This window comes from Neobacillus sedimentimangrovi (assembly GCF_010614825.1).
In the GTDB taxonomy this organism is placed as follows: Bacteria; Bacillota; Bacilli; order Bacillales; family Cytobacillaceae; genus Neobacillus; species Neobacillus thermocopriae.
Genome location: NZ_JAAFZF010000002.1, coordinates 143457 through 159767 on the forward strand (window position 1 = coordinate 143457; position 16311 = coordinate 159767).

Annotated in this window: 16 protein-coding genes, 1 rRNA gene and 1 pseudogene; 15 read left to right on the forward strand and 3 right to left on the reverse strand. The window is 39.1% G+C overall.

Annotation, left to right across the window (positions count from 1 at the left end):
- Nucleotides 1-30: 30 nt before the first annotated feature.
- Nucleotides 31-666, reverse strand: coding sequence for a nitroreductase family protein (locus GZA11_RS02075; protein ID WP_163182714.1), 636 nt, complete (start codon nt 664-666; stop codon nt 31-33).
- A gap of 178 nt (nt 667-844) precedes the next feature.
- Here GZA11_RS02075 and GZA11_RS02080 point away from each other — a divergent pair.
- From GZA11_RS02080 to GZA11_RS02095, 4 genes and pseudogenes are all read left to right on the forward strand, one after another.
- Nucleotides 845-1039: pseudogene (locus tag GZA11_RS02080) on the forward strand (IS1595 family transposase); the annotation flags it as partial.
- Between the two features lie 57 nt (nt 1040-1096).
- On the forward strand, nt 1097-1696 hold the full coding sequence (locus GZA11_RS02085; RefSeq protein ID WP_163182715.1) for a dihydrofolate reductase family protein: 600 nt from the start codon (nt 1097-1099) through the stop codon (nt 1694-1696).
- 278 nt (nt 1697-1974) lie between these two features.
- Nucleotides 1975-2739, forward strand: a complete 765-nt coding sequence (locus tag GZA11_RS02090; RefSeq protein WP_038537488.1) for a membrane protein — start codon at nt 1975-1977, stop codon at nt 2737-2739.
- Nucleotides 2740-2756: 17 nt separating this feature from the next.
- Nucleotides 2757-3212 carry a hypothetical protein gene (locus tag GZA11_RS02095; protein WP_163182716.1) on the forward strand — a complete coding sequence of 152 codons (456 nt, stop codon included), beginning with the start codon at nt 2757-2759 and terminating at the stop codon, nt 3210-3212.
- Here the strand turns inward: GZA11_RS02095 and GZA11_RS02100 are convergent.
- Nucleotides 3209-4126: a hypothetical protein gene (locus GZA11_RS02100; protein WP_235924813.1), complete on the reverse strand. Its 918-nt coding sequence runs from the start codon at nt 4124-4126 to the stop codon at nt 3209-3211. The two genes, GZA11_RS02095 and GZA11_RS02100, sit on opposite strands and share 4 nt — an antisense overlap.
- 230 nt (nt 4127-4356) lie before the next feature.
- On the opposite strand from GZA11_RS02100, the gene GZA11_RS02105 reads away from it, so the two are divergent.
- Nucleotides 4357-4917, forward strand: a complete 561-nt coding sequence (locus tag GZA11_RS02105; protein WP_163182717.1) for a maltose acetyltransferase domain-containing protein — start codon at nt 4357-4359, stop codon at nt 4915-4917.
- Nucleotides 4918-4982: 65 nt separating this feature from the next.
- Here the strand turns inward: GZA11_RS02105 and GZA11_RS02110 are convergent, their stop codons facing one another.
- Nucleotides 4983-5852: a YitT family protein gene (locus GZA11_RS02110; protein WP_038537480.1), complete on the reverse strand. Its 870-nt coding sequence runs from the start codon at nt 5850-5852 to the stop codon at nt 4983-4985.
- Between the two features lie 1005 nt (nt 5853-6857).
- Here GZA11_RS02110 and GZA11_RS02115 point away from each other — a divergent pair.
- The 10 genes from GZA11_RS02115 to GZA11_RS02160 all read left to right on the forward strand — a co-directional run.
- A complete protein-coding gene (locus GZA11_RS02115; protein WP_163182718.1) occupies nt 6858-7856 on the forward strand; it encodes a flagellar assembly protein A in 999 nt (332 codons plus the stop codon).
- Nucleotides 7857-8167: 311 nt separating this feature from the next.
- On the forward strand, nt 8168-9100 hold the full coding sequence (gene hprK, locus GZA11_RS02120) for an HPr(Ser) kinase/phosphatase (RefSeq protein ID WP_038537477.1): 933 nt from the start codon (nt 8168-8170) through the stop codon (nt 9098-9100).
- 333 nt (nt 9101-9433) lie between these two features.
- Nucleotides 9434-10192: a sugar phosphate isomerase/epimerase family protein gene (locus GZA11_RS02125; protein ID WP_163182719.1), complete on the forward strand. Its 759-nt coding sequence runs from the start codon at nt 9434-9436 to the stop codon at nt 10190-10192.
- On the forward strand, nt 10180-11160 hold the full coding sequence (locus GZA11_RS02130) for a sugar kinase (RefSeq protein WP_163182720.1): 981 nt from the start codon (nt 10180-10182) through the stop codon (nt 11158-11160). Before GZA11_RS02125 ends, GZA11_RS02130 begins: the two co-directional genes overlap by 13 nt.
- Complete coding sequence (locus tag GZA11_RS02135) at nt 11141-12421, forward strand: MFS transporter (protein ID WP_163182721.1); 1281 nt, start codon at nt 11141-11143, stop codon at nt 12419-12421. The genes GZA11_RS02130 and GZA11_RS02135 overlap by 20 nt, the downstream gene beginning before the upstream one ends.
- Before the next feature lie 64 nt (nt 12422-12485).
- Complete coding sequence (locus GZA11_RS02140) at nt 12486-13124, forward strand: bifunctional 4-hydroxy-2-oxoglutarate aldolase/2-dehydro-3-deoxy-phosphogluconate aldolase (protein ID WP_038537468.1); 639 nt, start codon at nt 12486-12488, stop codon at nt 13122-13124.
- Nucleotides 13125-13251: 127 nt separating this feature from the next.
- Entirely contained in the window at nt 13252-14232 is a 981-nt protein-coding gene (locus GZA11_RS02145) for a LacI family DNA-binding transcriptional regulator (protein ID WP_038541940.1), read from the forward strand.
- A gap of 128 nt (nt 14233-14360) precedes the next feature.
- Entirely contained in the window at nt 14361-14999 is a 639-nt protein-coding gene (hxlA, locus tag GZA11_RS02150; protein ID WP_163182722.1) for a 3-hexulose-6-phosphate synthase, read from the forward strand.
- Between the two features lie 4 nt (nt 15000-15003).
- Complete coding sequence (gene hxlB, locus GZA11_RS02155; RefSeq protein WP_038537463.1) at nt 15004-15549, forward strand: 6-phospho-3-hexuloisomerase; 546 nt, start codon at nt 15004-15006, stop codon at nt 15547-15549.
- A 439-nt stretch (nt 15550-15988) separates the two neighbouring features.
- Nucleotides 15989-16311 (forward strand): 16S ribosomal RNA (locus GZA11_RS02160); the annotation flags it as partial.

The window sequence follows — 16311 nt, forward strand, 5'->3', positions numbered from 1 at the left end:
GACCAAGTGCATGTAAAATTTACCCGAGGTTTAGATGAATTCAATTATATCTTTAACTGGAATGCGGGTAGTTTTATGCGCAGGGGCAGCTGCTTTTCCAATGGCAATTAATACGATAGGCATGTATCGGTCAGATACGTTGAATTTTTCCATAAACTTTTGCTTATCAAAGCCACCCATTGTAACGGTGTCATAGCCTTTTGCTTTTGCCAATAGCATAATTAGCATAGACACTAAGCCTGTATCAAAGGATGCAATATTCTTTCGGACTTCTTCCGATGCATTAGGATAAACATTATTTATATTGTTAATGAGCTGTTGCATTGTAGATTCATCCATATAGCCCGCTTCATAGCTACTTTGATATACCTTATCGGCATTTTTATACATTTCCTTGTCTCCCAAAACCGCAATAACAGCAGAACAAGTTTCAACTTGTTCTTGATTGTATGCAATCGAACGAAGTTCTTTTTTTGTTTCTTGATTGTCGATTACCATAAAGCGCCAAGGCTGAAGATTGCTTGAAGAAGGAGCAAGGATGGCTTCGCTTAAAATTTCTTCAATTTCCTCACGGGCAATTTTAAAATTAGGCTCATATTTGCGGACAGAGTGACGTTCTCTGATAATATCAATTAAATTTTGTGAATTTGTAGTCACTGTTGACATTTAAAAGTTCCTCCTTAAAAGCTTTTACTTATAAATAGCAAGTGTAAAATAAAAATTACTATTCGTAACTGCAAGAGTCAAGGAAAAGGCATTTACCTAATAAATGGGTGCATCCAGGTACACGAGATCGAAATAATCAGAGGATTGAATTTATTGGAAAACAGTGGATGGGAATGGTTTGAAACAGTGGATAGACCGCTTTAAAGGTGTGGCTAACAAATATCTCGATAATTACCTTGCTTCGTTTTTATTTGTTGATAGTCGTAGTAATGAAAGCACTAAACAGCATATTAAGGAATTTCTACTAACGTCTTTTGTATTTGAAATGAAAAATGCTTATAATATCCTAAGATTATCTAAATTCGTTGTGTAATCCTTATTCAACGGGGCAGAAGAAACAAAAATCTAAATAATAAAAGGATGAAGAGCTATGACAAAAAACGTAAAACAGAGAAAAATAATTTTAGATTTAGCAGTTACTTTAGATGGTTTTATTGAAGGAAAAAATGGAGAAGTTGATTGGTGCATTATGGACCCTGATATGGGGTTCATTGATTTCTTAAATCAAATTGATACTATTTTATATGGTAAAAAAAGCTACGATTTGTGGGGGAAATATATTCCAAAAAATGAAGAGTCTGATACCGAAAAGGAAATTTGGAAATTGATTCATAGTAAAGAGAAATATGTGTTTTCCAGAACACAAAAAGAGACTGATAATCAAGCAATATTTATAAATGATAATATTCTTGAAGAAATAAATAAATTGAAGAAAAAGCCTGGTAAAGACATCTGGCTATATGGTGGAGCAAGTCTCATTACAACTTTTATAAATTTAGGGCTTGTTGATGAATTTAGATTATCTATTCACCCTGTTGTTTTGGGAGAAGGAAAACCGTTGTTTATTGATATAAAACAGAGGATAAATTTAAAAATGGTTAATACAAGAACGTTCTCTTCTGGAGTTGTGCAAATAATCTATCATTTGAATGATAATAATAATATCTTTCACTCCAAAGATATAATGTAATAAATATTATAAGGCAATACTCGACAGTAGTTGCCGCTTATTCAACCAAAGGGGAAACCCATTATTTATGGGTTTCCCTTTCATATTATAGAATTATCAATATTAAATTTTAACTTAGCCTTATTTTTATTTTGGACTGGAAAACAAAGAGGCATCATCTTCCACAATGAAGGAGTCTAGTTATCTCTCCCATTTTGTCTGCCTTTTTACCGCTTTATGGATAAGTTCAAAATCATTGGGGGATACTGAATGACAGTAGTATGAACGAGGTATAGGACATGACACAATTTCCCAACCAACGTAGGCAAAGAGCATTTTTATCCCAATTTTCAGTTACACAGTTGCATTTAAAAAATCCATGGGTGGTCGCGTTTTTTTCGTTTTCCTATCCAGGGTTTGGCCATTTAATGCAACATCGATATGTAGTTGCGATCATTTTGATCTTATGGGAATCGTTTATCAATCGGATGGCAAATGTGAACCTTGGCATCTTGTATACCCTATTGGGTGAATTTGATAAAGCTAAAGAAGTTTTAAATGAACGTTGGTTAATCTTGTACGTGGCCATTTATATGTTTGGTATATGGGATGGTTATCGCTCAACCATTGATCAAAACAAACAATATGTATTGGCTGATCGAGAGGATGCCTCCATGCCCACTATTACCATGGGTTCGTGGGATATGAACTACTTGGATAAAAAGAAACCATGGGTAGCCTTAGTATGGTCTGCTTTATTTCCTGGGCTTGGACACCTCTATCTTCATAACGTCATATTTGGCTTTTTTATTTTTATCTATACCGTTGGAATTTGTTATTTAGGTAATATTCTCCTTGGCATTGAGTATTCCATGTGGGGTGATTTTGCCAAAGCGAAAGAGGTCCTTAACATGCAATGGGTACTCTATTTCCCTTCTATCTACCTTTTTATCATTTTTGATTCGTATGTGACGGCGGTGGAGCACAATAAACTGTTTGAAAAAGAAATGTCCAATTATTTACGCAGAAAATATCAAAATCCACGCTTTAAAACTCCCATTTAAAAAGGAGGGAGAATGTCATGTTTGTGATCGCTACCTTTGAAAACTCACTTTTCATTGAAATGGCCATTACGGAACTAGAAAAATGTGATATTTCCAATGAGCAAATCTTGGCCGCCCCGTTGGATAAAAAGACAGAACCAAGGCAGCTTTTTGATACGATCCATCGAGCAGACGGATTAAGCTTGTTTGACGCATCTGCCATTCTTGGTACTTGTTTCATGTTGTTAGGTGCCATCTATGGCTTTGTATTAAAATGGGGCCCCATTATATGGGGAATCATTGGGGCCGTCAGCGGCATGCTTCTCGGATTCCTCCTAAAAATGATTCTAGTCAAGAAAAATAGGAGGGGAGTGAAAAAAATGACATCCGAAATTGTCCTTATGATTCGCTGTGAGAAAGACCAATGGAAAAAGGTTGAAACTATTCTTTGGGAACATGGTGCTTTAGGCATCTCCCATATCAAACATCTTTAATATGGAGAATCATGCATGGTTTGTGTCTTATAGTAATCAGGTTCTAAAATTCTATGATCCCAGTCTAGAATCTTTTCTAATGGCGGGATTTTTCTGTATATAACGCTATCTTCATCCGTATCATCAAGCAGGTCCTCTAAGTCTTGATAGAACTGGATTCGTAGCTTTTTAAAAATAATGCCATAAAAGTAAGCGAACGGATTTTTGACCGACTGGGTATATTTTAGCTTCCTGATAAGCTGCCGGAATGCCTGGATGGCGGTTTCTAGAATTCGTTCTGGTTTCTCTTCACTCAAGTTCCGATAGGCCGCGATTTCTGCCATTTTCCAAAATTCCTCGATCGATTTAGCTTCTGGAAAAAAGCATTTTACCATTTGCACGAATGGTTGAGGTACACGGTCACTGACATAGGTGTCATCTAATACCGATCTGTTTTCCTTTTGGTTAGGTCGTTTAGGCGTTTCTTTACGTATCTTTTGATGATTGGTTTTTAAAAGATTAATGGTTTCTTCATGGTGGTTCAATTTTTCCTCTTTAGGTAGTTCATTTTGAGGAAAACGATTAAAGACATAGAGATTGCTTGTTTGCGCCCCATTTTTGCGCTCGGTTTCATACACGGTTAAGATTCCAAGTTTGATGGATTTTTGGATCATACGTTTAAAAGTAGAGCGGGAAATCCCATTGTTGTTGAATTCTTCGTGAATCGCCTTTAACATTGTACCGATTTTGGCATTTGCCACCCCTGGAACTTTAGCGGCAAAACGAGCTAGACGTTTGATTCCGATCAGCTCCCCTTTGGAAAATTTCTGCTTGTGTTCTAACATCCACCATTCAAAATGAGTGTTAAACTCCTTCAGACAAGTAAACTGCGAATATCCTTCAAATTGAGTAATTTCACCAGATTTTATAGGCATAAAAATGACACCACCCTTTCATCCTCTATATAGGGAAAACAAGGGCAAAAGGTCAGGGGGGGTTGTGACAAATTTGTGAACAATACCTCACCATCTATTCCAGTGTGGAAGGGATATAGAGAGAAAAAATAGAAGAATACGAAAGGTTAAAAAGAATGCGCCCAAAAAAGGTTTTCATCGTTTTCTCTGGAATATGTTAGGATGGATTGGATAAAAAGGAGAGGAAAATGATGAAAACGGAAAAAGAAAAAATGCTTAATGGGGAACTTTATTTTGCGGGTGACTCCGAATTACGAAAAGATCGAATGAATGCCCGAAGGCTGACAAGATTATTTAATGAAACACCGGAAACGGATGAGAATATGCGAACGGAATTAATAAAAGAGCTATTTGGTTCAATGGGATCGAATATATACATTGAGCCGACGTTTCGTTGTGATTATGGCTACAATATTCACGTTGGTGAAAATTTCTATGCCAATTTTGATTGTGTATTTTTAGATGTTTGCGAAATTCGAATGGGTGACAATTGCATGCTCGGGCCGGGAGTTCATATTTATACTGCGACTCATCCCCTAAATACAATGGAAAGAATATCAGGAGCAGAATATGGCATACCGGTTACGATTGGTCACAATGTTTGGATTGGTGGGAGAGCGGTCATTAATCCTGGGGTGAATATAGGCAATAATGTCGTTATCGCTTCAGGGGCAGTTGTAACAAAAGATGTACCGGATAATGTCGTGGTAGGAGGAAATCCTGCAAGGGTTCTTAAACAAATAGAGGAATAGAGAAATGGGAAACAAAAAGGTCGTTCATACAGTAAATGAACGACCTTTTTTTGAACGTTGTTTCCTTAATGGATGTCATGCTTTTTGAAATTGCCTCCTCTGACTTCTGCGACGTCATAGACCGTTACAAAGGCATTTTTGTCAATTTCATAAATAATTTCTTTCATTTTGCTTTCTTCTAATCGGTTAATGACACAATTGATCACTTTAATGGGTTCATTGGAATATCCACCTTGAGCCATATTATAAGTTGCACTCCGACCTAGGCGGTCACGAATCGTTTCGACCATTTTCTCTGGTTCGCGGGTGATAATCTGAAAGGTTTTGGAACCACTTAACCCTTCTTCGACAATGTGAATGACTTTAGAAGCAATAAAATATGCGATTCCGGATAAGATCGCCCCTTGAAGACCGAAAACAGTGGATACAACGATAAACACAAATAGATTTAAGAATAAAATCAGGTCACTCGTACCAAAAGGCAATTTACGTGAAAGCAATACAGCTAACATATCGATGCCATCCAGAGCCCCACCATTACGTAAGGCCAAACCCATACCGAAACCAATGATGATCCCGCCGACAACGGTTACTAACAGCGTATCACCCTTAATAATTGTAGGTACATGGTGCATAAGAGCTGTGCCGATGGCAAGGGAGGCAATACCAATAACAGATTTTATCGCAAAACTTTTTCCGATTTGTTTATATCCTAAAAAGACAAACGGAGTATTCAGGACGGCAATGAGAATACCAAGTGGCAATCCTGATAATTGGGATCCAACGATACTAAGGCCCGTCACTCCTCCGTCTGAAACATTATTTGGGATCAATACCGCCTCTAGTCCATAGGCCGTAATAAACGCTCCAATTATAACAAACAATCCTCGCCAAGCTAACGTAATCATAGGTTTTTGTTTCGTATTTGCACTCATCTCTTCTCCCCATTTCTATTTATTACCTTTACTTTCCCGCTTTTTTCCACTTTTTATGTATAAAAAGGTGTCAGTACCTTATTCAGCCATTTTCCATTATGTCATTCAAGTCATTCCTCTTAGAAATCGGATTCCATTTATAAAGAATATCAAAAAATGGGAAATAGGGAAATAGAAGGTAGGGGATGATCAGAATAGTCAATTTTTGTGTCTTTTTTGGTTCCTATAGATGGTCGACTGATATTTATTTAATGGTTCATAAATGAAAAATAATTTGTTTGGCAACTTGCATATGTGGAAAATTCAACAATTTAACCCAATTTTCGACCATTTTAGATAAAATTCACCCCATCTTAGTGTAAAAATATTGTCAAAGGATGTGCCGAAAGCCGAAAGCCGAAAAATGATAATGTTTTAAGGTAATCAAAAAGGTGTACATATTGTAAATATTTGTAAGATATATAAACTAATCGAACTAAGTGTTAAGAGGATATTAATAAAAATTGTGCGTTTATTACGGAGGTAATGGGTTTTGTAGTGGGGCGATCATATTGGTGAAGTTGAAAGACTTGGACGATACCGAGGATCGAAAAACCGAAAGTGTCGCCAAGTTTTTCTTCACTTTAGAATAGGAAGTCATTGAAAACTATTTTCTATTGGCACCATTCCTTATCATGCTATTTCAAAAATGTCATCCCATTCCCTTTGTAAAAAAAGTGTATTTTTCAATGGCCTCTTTATTTCTCTGCTTTGGCGTTTCAGCTGTCACTTGATCCTTTTCAATTGTGAACAAAGTAACATATGAAACTATTTTAGATTTTACCTTTATCGGAAGTATGGTTGGTTTATGGAAGAAAACGAATCTATTTCGGAAATTCTTTTTTCATTCAAAAATGAACGGGGAAGTCTACATTTTAAAGATGAAAATGAATCAAGTTTACGAGATTTCAACGGATGTATTTTTTTATAACACTTCAATTATTCACTCTTAAAGGGGAAAATACAATGAGTGGAAAGAAACTGTCGAAAGGAAACAAAAACAAAATAGAGATTAAAACGGGGTTGAACCTATCCAAGACAAAGAAGTCTCAAGAGAAAAGGGAACGAAAATCGAAGAGACTTCTTCGACTTCTTGGGGAAAAATTTTCCTTAAGAAAGAAATGGAAGGAAGAGGACGCTATTATGGCCAAGGATTACCGCATTAGAAAAACGGCCATGGAAATAGAAGAACAGCGAACGGAAGTCCAACTCGGAAAGGTTTGGGTAAAGAATGGACAAATCTATTGTAAGGAATCATCTGCACACTATCCTACCATTACGGTTTCAGAAGGTATGCATTTCTATAAAAATGGAAAGTTAGTAAAAAAGACAACTGTTCTTTCAGAAAAGGATCAGTTAAGGGTTAATTTTCCAAACGAGCGGAAAGAAGCTTCATGGTCTATTCAGCTTGATTCTTCAAAAATGGAAGCGATCCTAAATGTAGAAATGGGCTATCAAAAAGTGTATTACTTAAAGGATCAGGAACCAAGTACCCATCTTGATCTTCAGATGGAGACGAAGCTCAAGATTATCAATTCTCTTCAAGCGACTCATCTCGATCAAAGAATGAAAGAACTAGGAATCAACACTGGGATTCAACGACAGGAAATTCAAAGAGCATTGAATGCAACTGAATCTGGACAATTTATCATTGCTAAAGGATTAGAACCTATCCAAGGAAAAGATGGTTGGGTGGAATGGGCATCTGAATTTTTTGATTTTAGCCATTTACGATCCAAAGAAGAGAATGGAATCCAACATTTAGCATCACAAAATTTCGTCCAATCAGGGCAGTTGATTGGAACTATTCATCCTCCTGTACCTGGAAAAGCAGGGTATTCGGTTACTGGAGAAAGCATTCCTGCAAATCCGACAAAAGCGATTCAGCTTCAATTAGGCAAAGGAACAGATCTGATGGAGCAAGGTTCAAAGATCGTCGCTCTTTTAGGTGGCTATTTTTTATAAGATTAGAGCCGTGCTCGACCAACTCGAGGATTGTCTAGCTCCAGCCCCTAGCGGCGAGACGCCTTCGGTCTTCGCCCTACGATAAGTCATCATCGAATCGCCTCCGTCTCTTCGTATTTCCTTTATCTCAGTTGGAGACCACCACAAGGAAGGCTACGGAAGCATAAACATCGCACGACCGAAAGCGATAGCTTTTGGGAGGAGGCCATACGCCGCTGGACAGGAGGCTTCCGCTTTTCTATTATGATGACGTTTTCATCTTTCTTAAGTATAATTTTATTAGTAAAAAGTTTAATAGGACGTGAGATAAGGTGAAAAAAATAACGGTTGAAAACTTGGTTCAGAAGTTTTCATTGAAGGTTTTGGCTGGTGAAGATCAACTCCAGAAAGAGATTACCCAATCACGAGTTCATCGTCCGGGCTTGGAGTTTGTTGGTTATTTTGATTTTTTTCCAACGGAACGGGTTCAAATTCTAGGAAAAAAGGAAATTACGTATTTACATAAATTGAGTAAAGAGGAACGGAAAATCCGGATTGGGAACATTGTTCATTACCATCCGCCTTGTTTTATCGTGACGGCTGGGGAAGAAGGGCTTACCTATTTAAAACATCATTGTGAAGAACAAAAGATTCCTTTGCTAGTTACAAAACAGCCGGAAATTACTTCTGATTTTATTACCAAATTGGATGCGTATTTGGTGAAGGAACTTGCTCCAGAAATTGCGGTACACGGGGTTTGTGTGAATGTCTCCGGGATCGGAATTTTGATCCGCGGCAATTCCGGTGTAGGAAAAAGTGAGACGGCTCACACATTGATTCGCCGGGGGCACCGGCTAGTAGCGGATGATATTGTGGTGTTGAAGAAACTGAGTCCGCAAACGATTCTAGGAACGCATGATGAGAAAACGAAGGAGTTTTTGGCCCTTCGGAGTATCGGTCTGTTGAACGTGGTCCGCTTATATGGACGCAAGGCTTTCCAGGATGAAACAAGAATCACTCTCGAAATTAATTTAACAAAATGGGAGAAAGATGCCTTGTATAATGATTTGGATCAGGAAGTTCGCTATACCGATTATATGGGAGTGAAAATTCCTACGATGGATATCCAGCTTGTTCCAGGCCGTGATGTGGCGGGCTTAATAGAGGCTGCGGCAAATAACTGGTATTTGAAGCAACAAGGATATAATGCGGCAGAAGAATTTATGAGCAGGATTGAAGCAGAATTGTCGTACTCAGATAAATAATAACGAAACAGAAAATAAGTCCCCTGAATCATCACGGTGATTCGGGGGATTTCTATTAAACTAAGAATGTTCGACTTTGTTCATTTCTGAAATATTTGGAAAATCGTATTGCCTATGATCAGTGGTTTTTCAATACGAATCACGCAGATCTTTTCGTTTTCGTGCTCTTCTAAAAAATTTGTGCGACTATAGGGCAGAAAGTGTCAAAAAATCCATCCTCATAAAAAATTAATGTCTAAATCTTTTTATTGCAAAGCGCTTACATTGGTTTTATAATGTTTATAAACCGATTTACTAAACCGATTTATTAAACCAAAAGGAGGTGCCCATGCCATGCATCATGTTATTGTTCCGTTAAATGCTTTTAATAGAGTTGAAGTTTTAAAGAGGGGGCAAGCTTCATTCTTTCAAATGATTGCTCAGTCAGGTGCTTTTGGGGTGGAGATTCGGCGTGAACTACTCACGGAACAGGATTTACCTTTACGCACCATGAGAGAAGAAATCGAGCAATATCAATTGTTCACTGTTTTCTCGGCCCCTGTTGAGTTATGGAAAAAGAATCATCTGTTCAATGAAAAAGAAATAACAGAAATTTTCCAAGAAGGTAAAGAGCTTGGAGCGAAATGGATCAAAGTGTCACTAGGGCATTTTCACAAAGAACAATCCAATGTTACTGATCTTCATTTGTTTTTAAACGAGCATAAAGAAATACAATTGCTTGTTGAAAATGATCAAACACTTTATGGTGGTAATATTCATCAATTGAAAACGTTTTTTGAAAGCGCCTACGAGAATGGTGTACCAGTTAAAATGACATTTGATGTAGGGAATTGGCATTATACGGAGCAGGATGCGGAAGAGGCATTAAGCGAACTTGCCCCTTATGTTCATTACCTTCATTTAAAACAAGTGGAAGAAAAAGATGGTGAACGTGTAACTGTACCACTCCAAAAAAATAACCACTGGGAATTCATACTGAAGAGGTTTCCATCCGAAATGATGAAAGCGCTTGAGTTCCCTATTGAACCTCCGGAAAAAACAAAGGAGTATATTCAAATGATTGTAGAAAGGGTGGTATTATGCAACCACTAGATGTGGTGACGTTTGGAGAAGCAATGGCCATGTTTATTGCCAATGAGCCTGGTAGGTTACATGAAATTAGCCAGTTTACCCGTGAGCTTGCTGGTGCGGAAACAAATGTGGCCATCGGTCTTGCTCGCCTTGGTCTTAGAACTGGCTGGGCTAGCAAAGTGGGAAATGATGCCTTTGGAAAATTTATCATCGAACGGCTCCAACGTGAACAGGTAGATATCAACCATGTTTTGATTGATAACCACTATCCGACAGGCTTTCAACTAAAATCAATCGTCACAGAAGGCGATCCTGAAGTTCAATATTTTCGAAAAGGATCCGCAGCAAGCCATCTAAGTCCGGCTGATTTTCAAGAAGAGTATTTTCAAAGTGCCAAGCACCTTCATATGACAGGGATTCCATTAGCCATCTCCAAAGATGCTAGAAGATTTGCCCACCATGCTTTAACCTATATGAAAAAGAACGACCGAAAAGTCTCGTTTGATCCGAATCTAAGGCCCACTCTTTGGTCTTCCCAAGATCAAATGGTGAAGGAAATCAATGAGGTGGCGTTTCAGGCAGATTACGTTTTACCGGGAATCGCCGAGGGTGAAATATTAACAGGCTATAAAGATCCTCGTGATATCGCTTCTTTCTACTTGGATATGGGTGTGGAACTGGTTGTGATTAAGCTAGGACCAGAAGGAGCTTTTTATAAAACAGCTTCAGAAGAAGGAACGGTTCCTGGGTTCCGTGTAGAAAAAGTGGTAGATACCGTTGGTGCTGGGGATGGGTTTGCTGTTGGGGTAATCAGTGGACTTCTCGAAGGCCTCTCAATCCACGATGCCGTTTTAAGAGGAAATGCGATTGGTTCTTTGGCGGTTCAATCACCTGGCGACAATGATGGTTATCCTACGAGAGCGGCACTTGAAAAATATATGGAAAATTATTTGCAGGGAGTGAAAGTTTATGAATCAAACAATTGCTAAAAAACGCTGGTTGTATCTGATTCCTGTTGCTTTTATCACGTATAGTCTTGCTTATTTGGATCGTGCCAACTATGGGTTTGGTGCAGCTGCAGGATTAGCAGAGGATCTCAATATTACGGCGGCTACTTCCTCCCTGCTTGGATCCTTATTTTTCTTAGGATATTTCTTTTTCCAAGTACCTGGGGCTGCTTATGCAGAGAGAAAGAGTGCCAAAGTCCTGATTTTCTGGTCATTGATTGCTTGGGGTTTATTAGCCTCCTTTACTGGTATGGTAACCGATATAAAATTGTTATACTTTATTCGCTTTGCCCTTGGAGTGGTAGAAAGTGCGGTCATGCCATCTATGCTTGTCCTTTTAAGCAACTGGTTTACAAAGCAAGAACGTTCTCGTGCGAATACGTTTTTAATTTTAGGAAATCCTGCAACGGTATTATGGATGTCGATTGTTTCCGGTTATTTAGTGGAATCAGTCGGCTGGAGATGGATGTTTATTATTGAGGGTCTTCCTGCGGTCCTTTGGGCATTTATTTGGTGGAAAGTGGTTAATGACAAACCGAGAGAGGCTAAGTGGTTAACGGATCAAGAAAAGGCGGACCTTGAAGAGCAATTGGCTAAAGAACAACAGGGCATTAAGCCGGTGAAGAATTACCGTGAGGCATTCCGATCCAAACCCGTTATTTTGTTAAGTGCTCAATATTTCCTTTGGAGCATAGGTGTGTATGGATTTGTGATGTGGCTCCCTTCGATTATTAAGGCGGCACCAAATATGGATATGGTCACAACTGGATGGTTGTCGTCTGTTCCTTATATTTTAGCTATTATTCTCATGTTCACTGCCTCGTATTTTTCAGATAAATCGTTAAAACGTAGCGTTTTTGTTTGGCCATTTCTGCTTATTGGAGCTATTGCATTCTATACTTCTTATGCTTTAGGAACGAATCATTTCTGGCTGTCATTTATTCTGTTAGTTATTGCTGGTGGGGCTATGTACGCTCCATATGGTCCTTTCTTTGCGATCATTCCGGAAATTCTTCCTCGTAATGTCGCAGGAGGTGCTATGGCTCTCATTAACAGCATGGGGGCATTAGGTTCCTTTGTTGGTTCCTATATTGTCGGCTATTTAAATGGGGTTACAGGCGGATTTGGGGCTTCTTATATTTTCATGGCTGGCTCTCTATTATTTTCTGCCATTTTAACGATTTGGGCGGTTAAAGTAGCTGGAGGCCCAGGTGGTAAAGCTACTATTAAAAGAATTGCTTAATTCGAAACCGGTTTCGAATGCCTTAAAAGCTATGATTCTATTTTGACAAAAAGGAGTTTAAATGATGGGGGTAGAAGAAATCCAAAAGCGGAGAGTTGTGGCTGTCATCCGCGGTGCCACTATGGAAACGATCATTCCGGTGGCTCAAGCATTAAAGAATGGCGGAATTACTGCCATTGAGATTACGATGGAAACACCAAAAGCACTGTCCATCATTGAAAGAGTAGCAGATGTGTTCGGGGATGAAATGTTTGTAGGGGCTGGGACTGTCTTAGATCCGGAAACGGCAAGGGCTGCTATTTTATCTGGAGCAAAGTTTGTTTTTTCACCAACGGTACGAAAAGAAACGATTGAAATGACGAAACGATATGGAATCATAAGTGTCCCAGGTGCCTTTACTGCAACTGAAATATTAACCGCTTATGAATATGGTGCTGATGTGGTGAAAGTATTTCCTGCCGGAAGTGTCGGACCTAGTTATTTTAAAAATTTAGCTGGCCCCCTTCCTCATATTCCTCTTATGCCAACAGGGGGGATCAACACGGAAAATGCCAAAGACTATATTCGTGCTGGTGCTGTTGCTGTTGGCGTGGGAAGTTCTCTCGTGGATCCAACAAAAGAGTTAACCGAACCGTATTTACGTTCAATCACAGAGAAAGCCCAACAATTAATGATGGAAGTTCAGTTTGTCCAAAAGGTCTAAAATGGAGGATGACAGAAAGCGGAACCTCTTCGCTAGCTGTCATCCTTGTTTTTTGAGGGAGGGCTGGAAATGAAGAATGATAGGGGCTAAAATGAAAGCGATGAAATGAGAGGAATGAGGAATGGGAATGGAAAAAGTAACAATGGCTGATGTAGCACGTGCGGCGGGTGTTTCGAAAAGTACGGTTTCCCAATATTTAAATAAACGATACGAATATATGGGGGAAAAAACAAAGCAAAAGATTGAAGAAGCGATTAAAACCCTTGGCTATCAGCCAAATTTTTTGGCAAGAAGTCTTAAACAAAAGCGCACTTCTTTTATCGGAATCATCGTCGCAAATATAACGCATTATTTCTCAACCGAAGTAAGCCGGGCAATTGAAGATTTCTTTCATCAACATGATTTGCAAGCGATTGTTTGTAATGCCGATGATGATCCTGAAAAAGAAAAGAAATATATTGAAATGCTAAGAGCCAAGCAGGTAGACGGGCTCATTATTTTTCCAACTGGACAAAATCATGATTTATATAAAAACATGGTCGAGCAAGGCTATCCAGTTGTGTTTATGGATCGAAAAGTAGAGGAAAGCCTTAAGGTATTTTCCATCTTAACAGATAATACCGAGTCCACCTACAAAGCGGTTCAACGATTTATTGATAAGGGACATAAAAATATTGCCTTTGTCGTACAACCATTGCGGGTCAGTACGCGCTTGGATCGTTTGGAGGGATATAAAAGAGCTTTGAAGAATGCTGGGATAGAGATCAATCCGGACTATATTGTAGAAGCCGACATTCCGGATATGAAAGCCAAATTAGAACGGCTCTTTTCCATGGAAGTGAAACCTACGGCTCTATTTGCTGCTAATGATCGTGCCTTTATGGCTGTGGTTGAGTTTTTAAAAGAAAAGAAAATCCAACTTGGAGAGGACCTCGAGTTGATCGTATTTGACAATATCCCTTTTGCCCACTTACTTGATACGCCTATTTCGTTTATTATCCAGCCGGCAAGAGAAATGGGATTCAAAGCGGCTGAGCTTTTATATGAGCAAATTAAACAAGAAGACAGGACTCCTGAAGTGTTTGTTTTTCCAAGTAAAATGATATAGATGGCCGGTCGTGGAACTGGCTATCATTTTTCATACCTATCATTGAAGAGCATTTACAAATGCCGTATAATGGATTTATAAACCGGTTTAGTAAATCGTTTTATCTTTATCAAAAAGGAGTTATACTCATGAAAATACAATTAGCTTTAGATCGAATGGAAATAGCAGAGGCGATTGAGCTTACTAGAAAGGTCGAGCAGTCGATTGATTGGATTGAAGTTGGTACCTCTTTAATCAAAGAATTTGGGATGAAAAGCATTCATGAAATTAAGCAAGCCTTTCCCAATAAAATAGTCGTGGCTGATATCAAAACCATCGATAATGCCCGTTATGAGTTTGAAATGTGTTATCAAGCGGGGGCAGATGTGGCTACGGTGATGGGAGTATCACCCCTAGTTACGATGGATGTTTGTATGGACGTGGCAAAAGAGTATAACAAACAAGTTATGATTGATTTACTAAACACGACGGAACAACAAAAACTAGCCCTCCAAAAATATAAGGATGCCATATTTTGTGTGCATGTTAGCAAGGATCAACAAGAGCAACTTGGTTCATTTAACACTGGGATGGTGTCAGAAAACTTTTATACTCCATCTATGAAAATAGCTGCAGCAGGTGGAATTTCACTCGCTTCACTTGAAACGGTAACAACAGCGCTTCATCCATCCATCGTGATCATTGGTTCGGCCATCACAAAGGCGGAAAATCCAGCAGAAGCGGCGAACCAAATAAAACAATGTATCTTACAAATGAAAGTGGTGTAATTTCATGTTCATTCCGACCATTTTAAAAGAAATAGACACCGTGCTTCGTCAGGTTGAAGAAAATCAGCTTCAGGACATAGCCCTTCAAATGCAAAAGGCCAATCGGATTTTCGTGATTGGAGAGGGACGTTCTGGGTTGATGGCCAAGTCGTTTGCTATGCGCCTAATGCATTTGGGAGCAACGGTTTATGTTGTCGGTGAGACCATCACTCCGTCGATTGCCTCAGGGGACCTGTTAGTCGCCATTTCTGGATCCGGTACGACAAAGAATGTCGTTTGGACGGCGGAAAAATCACGTTCACTTGGCTGCTCCGTCATCGCCATGACTACCAATCCAGAATCAGCTTTAGCGGGAGTTTCCACGGAGATTCTTCATGTGCCAGCAGCGACAAAATACCGACGTGAAAATGAGCTAAAAACTATTCAGCCGCTTGGATCTTTATTCGATCAATGTGCCCATATTATTTTTGATGCCTTATGCTTGCACTTCAGTGCGTTAAATGAAGTAGATCATACAGCTGTATTCGGACGTCACAGCAATTTAGAATAGTCTATGGAATTGTTTTTGATATAGATAAAAAGTATTCTTTTGATATATGAAGAAGCAGGATGTTATGTCTTATGGTGAGAAATAAATCCCTCTATGGACTTCCTGTTTCTTTTTCTCTCATATGGTGCGTATCACCCGGAAGGCTTCGGTAGCCATAGTTATTTTTCTTGTTATAAATTTTTTTGTAAAAAAGTATTGACCAATCTATAAAACTCATGTAATATTTAAAAAGTCGTCAGCACGACGACAAAAGATAAAAAACAAATAAAAAAAGTTGTTGACACAAACAACTTGAAATGATATATTAATAGAGTCGCTTTTGAGTGACTGAAAAAATAAGATTGTTCTTTGAAAACTAAACAACCAAAAACGTCAACAAATCACAACATTCGTTTCTATCGAAACGAAGCCAACGTTAATTTTATGAGCTAATCAACTTTTTTTGGAGAGTTTGATCCTGGCTCAGGACGAACGCTGGCGGCGTGCCTAATACATGCAAGTCGAGCGGACCAATAGAAGCTTGCTTCTGTTGGTTAGCGGCGGACGGGTGAGTAACACGTGGGCAACCTGCCTGTAAGACTGGGATAACTTCGGGAAACCGGAGCTAATACCGGATAATTCATCCCCTCGCATGAGGGGGTGCTGAAAGTCGGTTCACGCTGACACTTACAGATGGGCCCGCGGCGCATTAGCTAGTTGGTGAGGTAATGGCTCACCAAGGCGACGATGCGTAGCCGACCTGAGAGGGTGATCGGCCACACT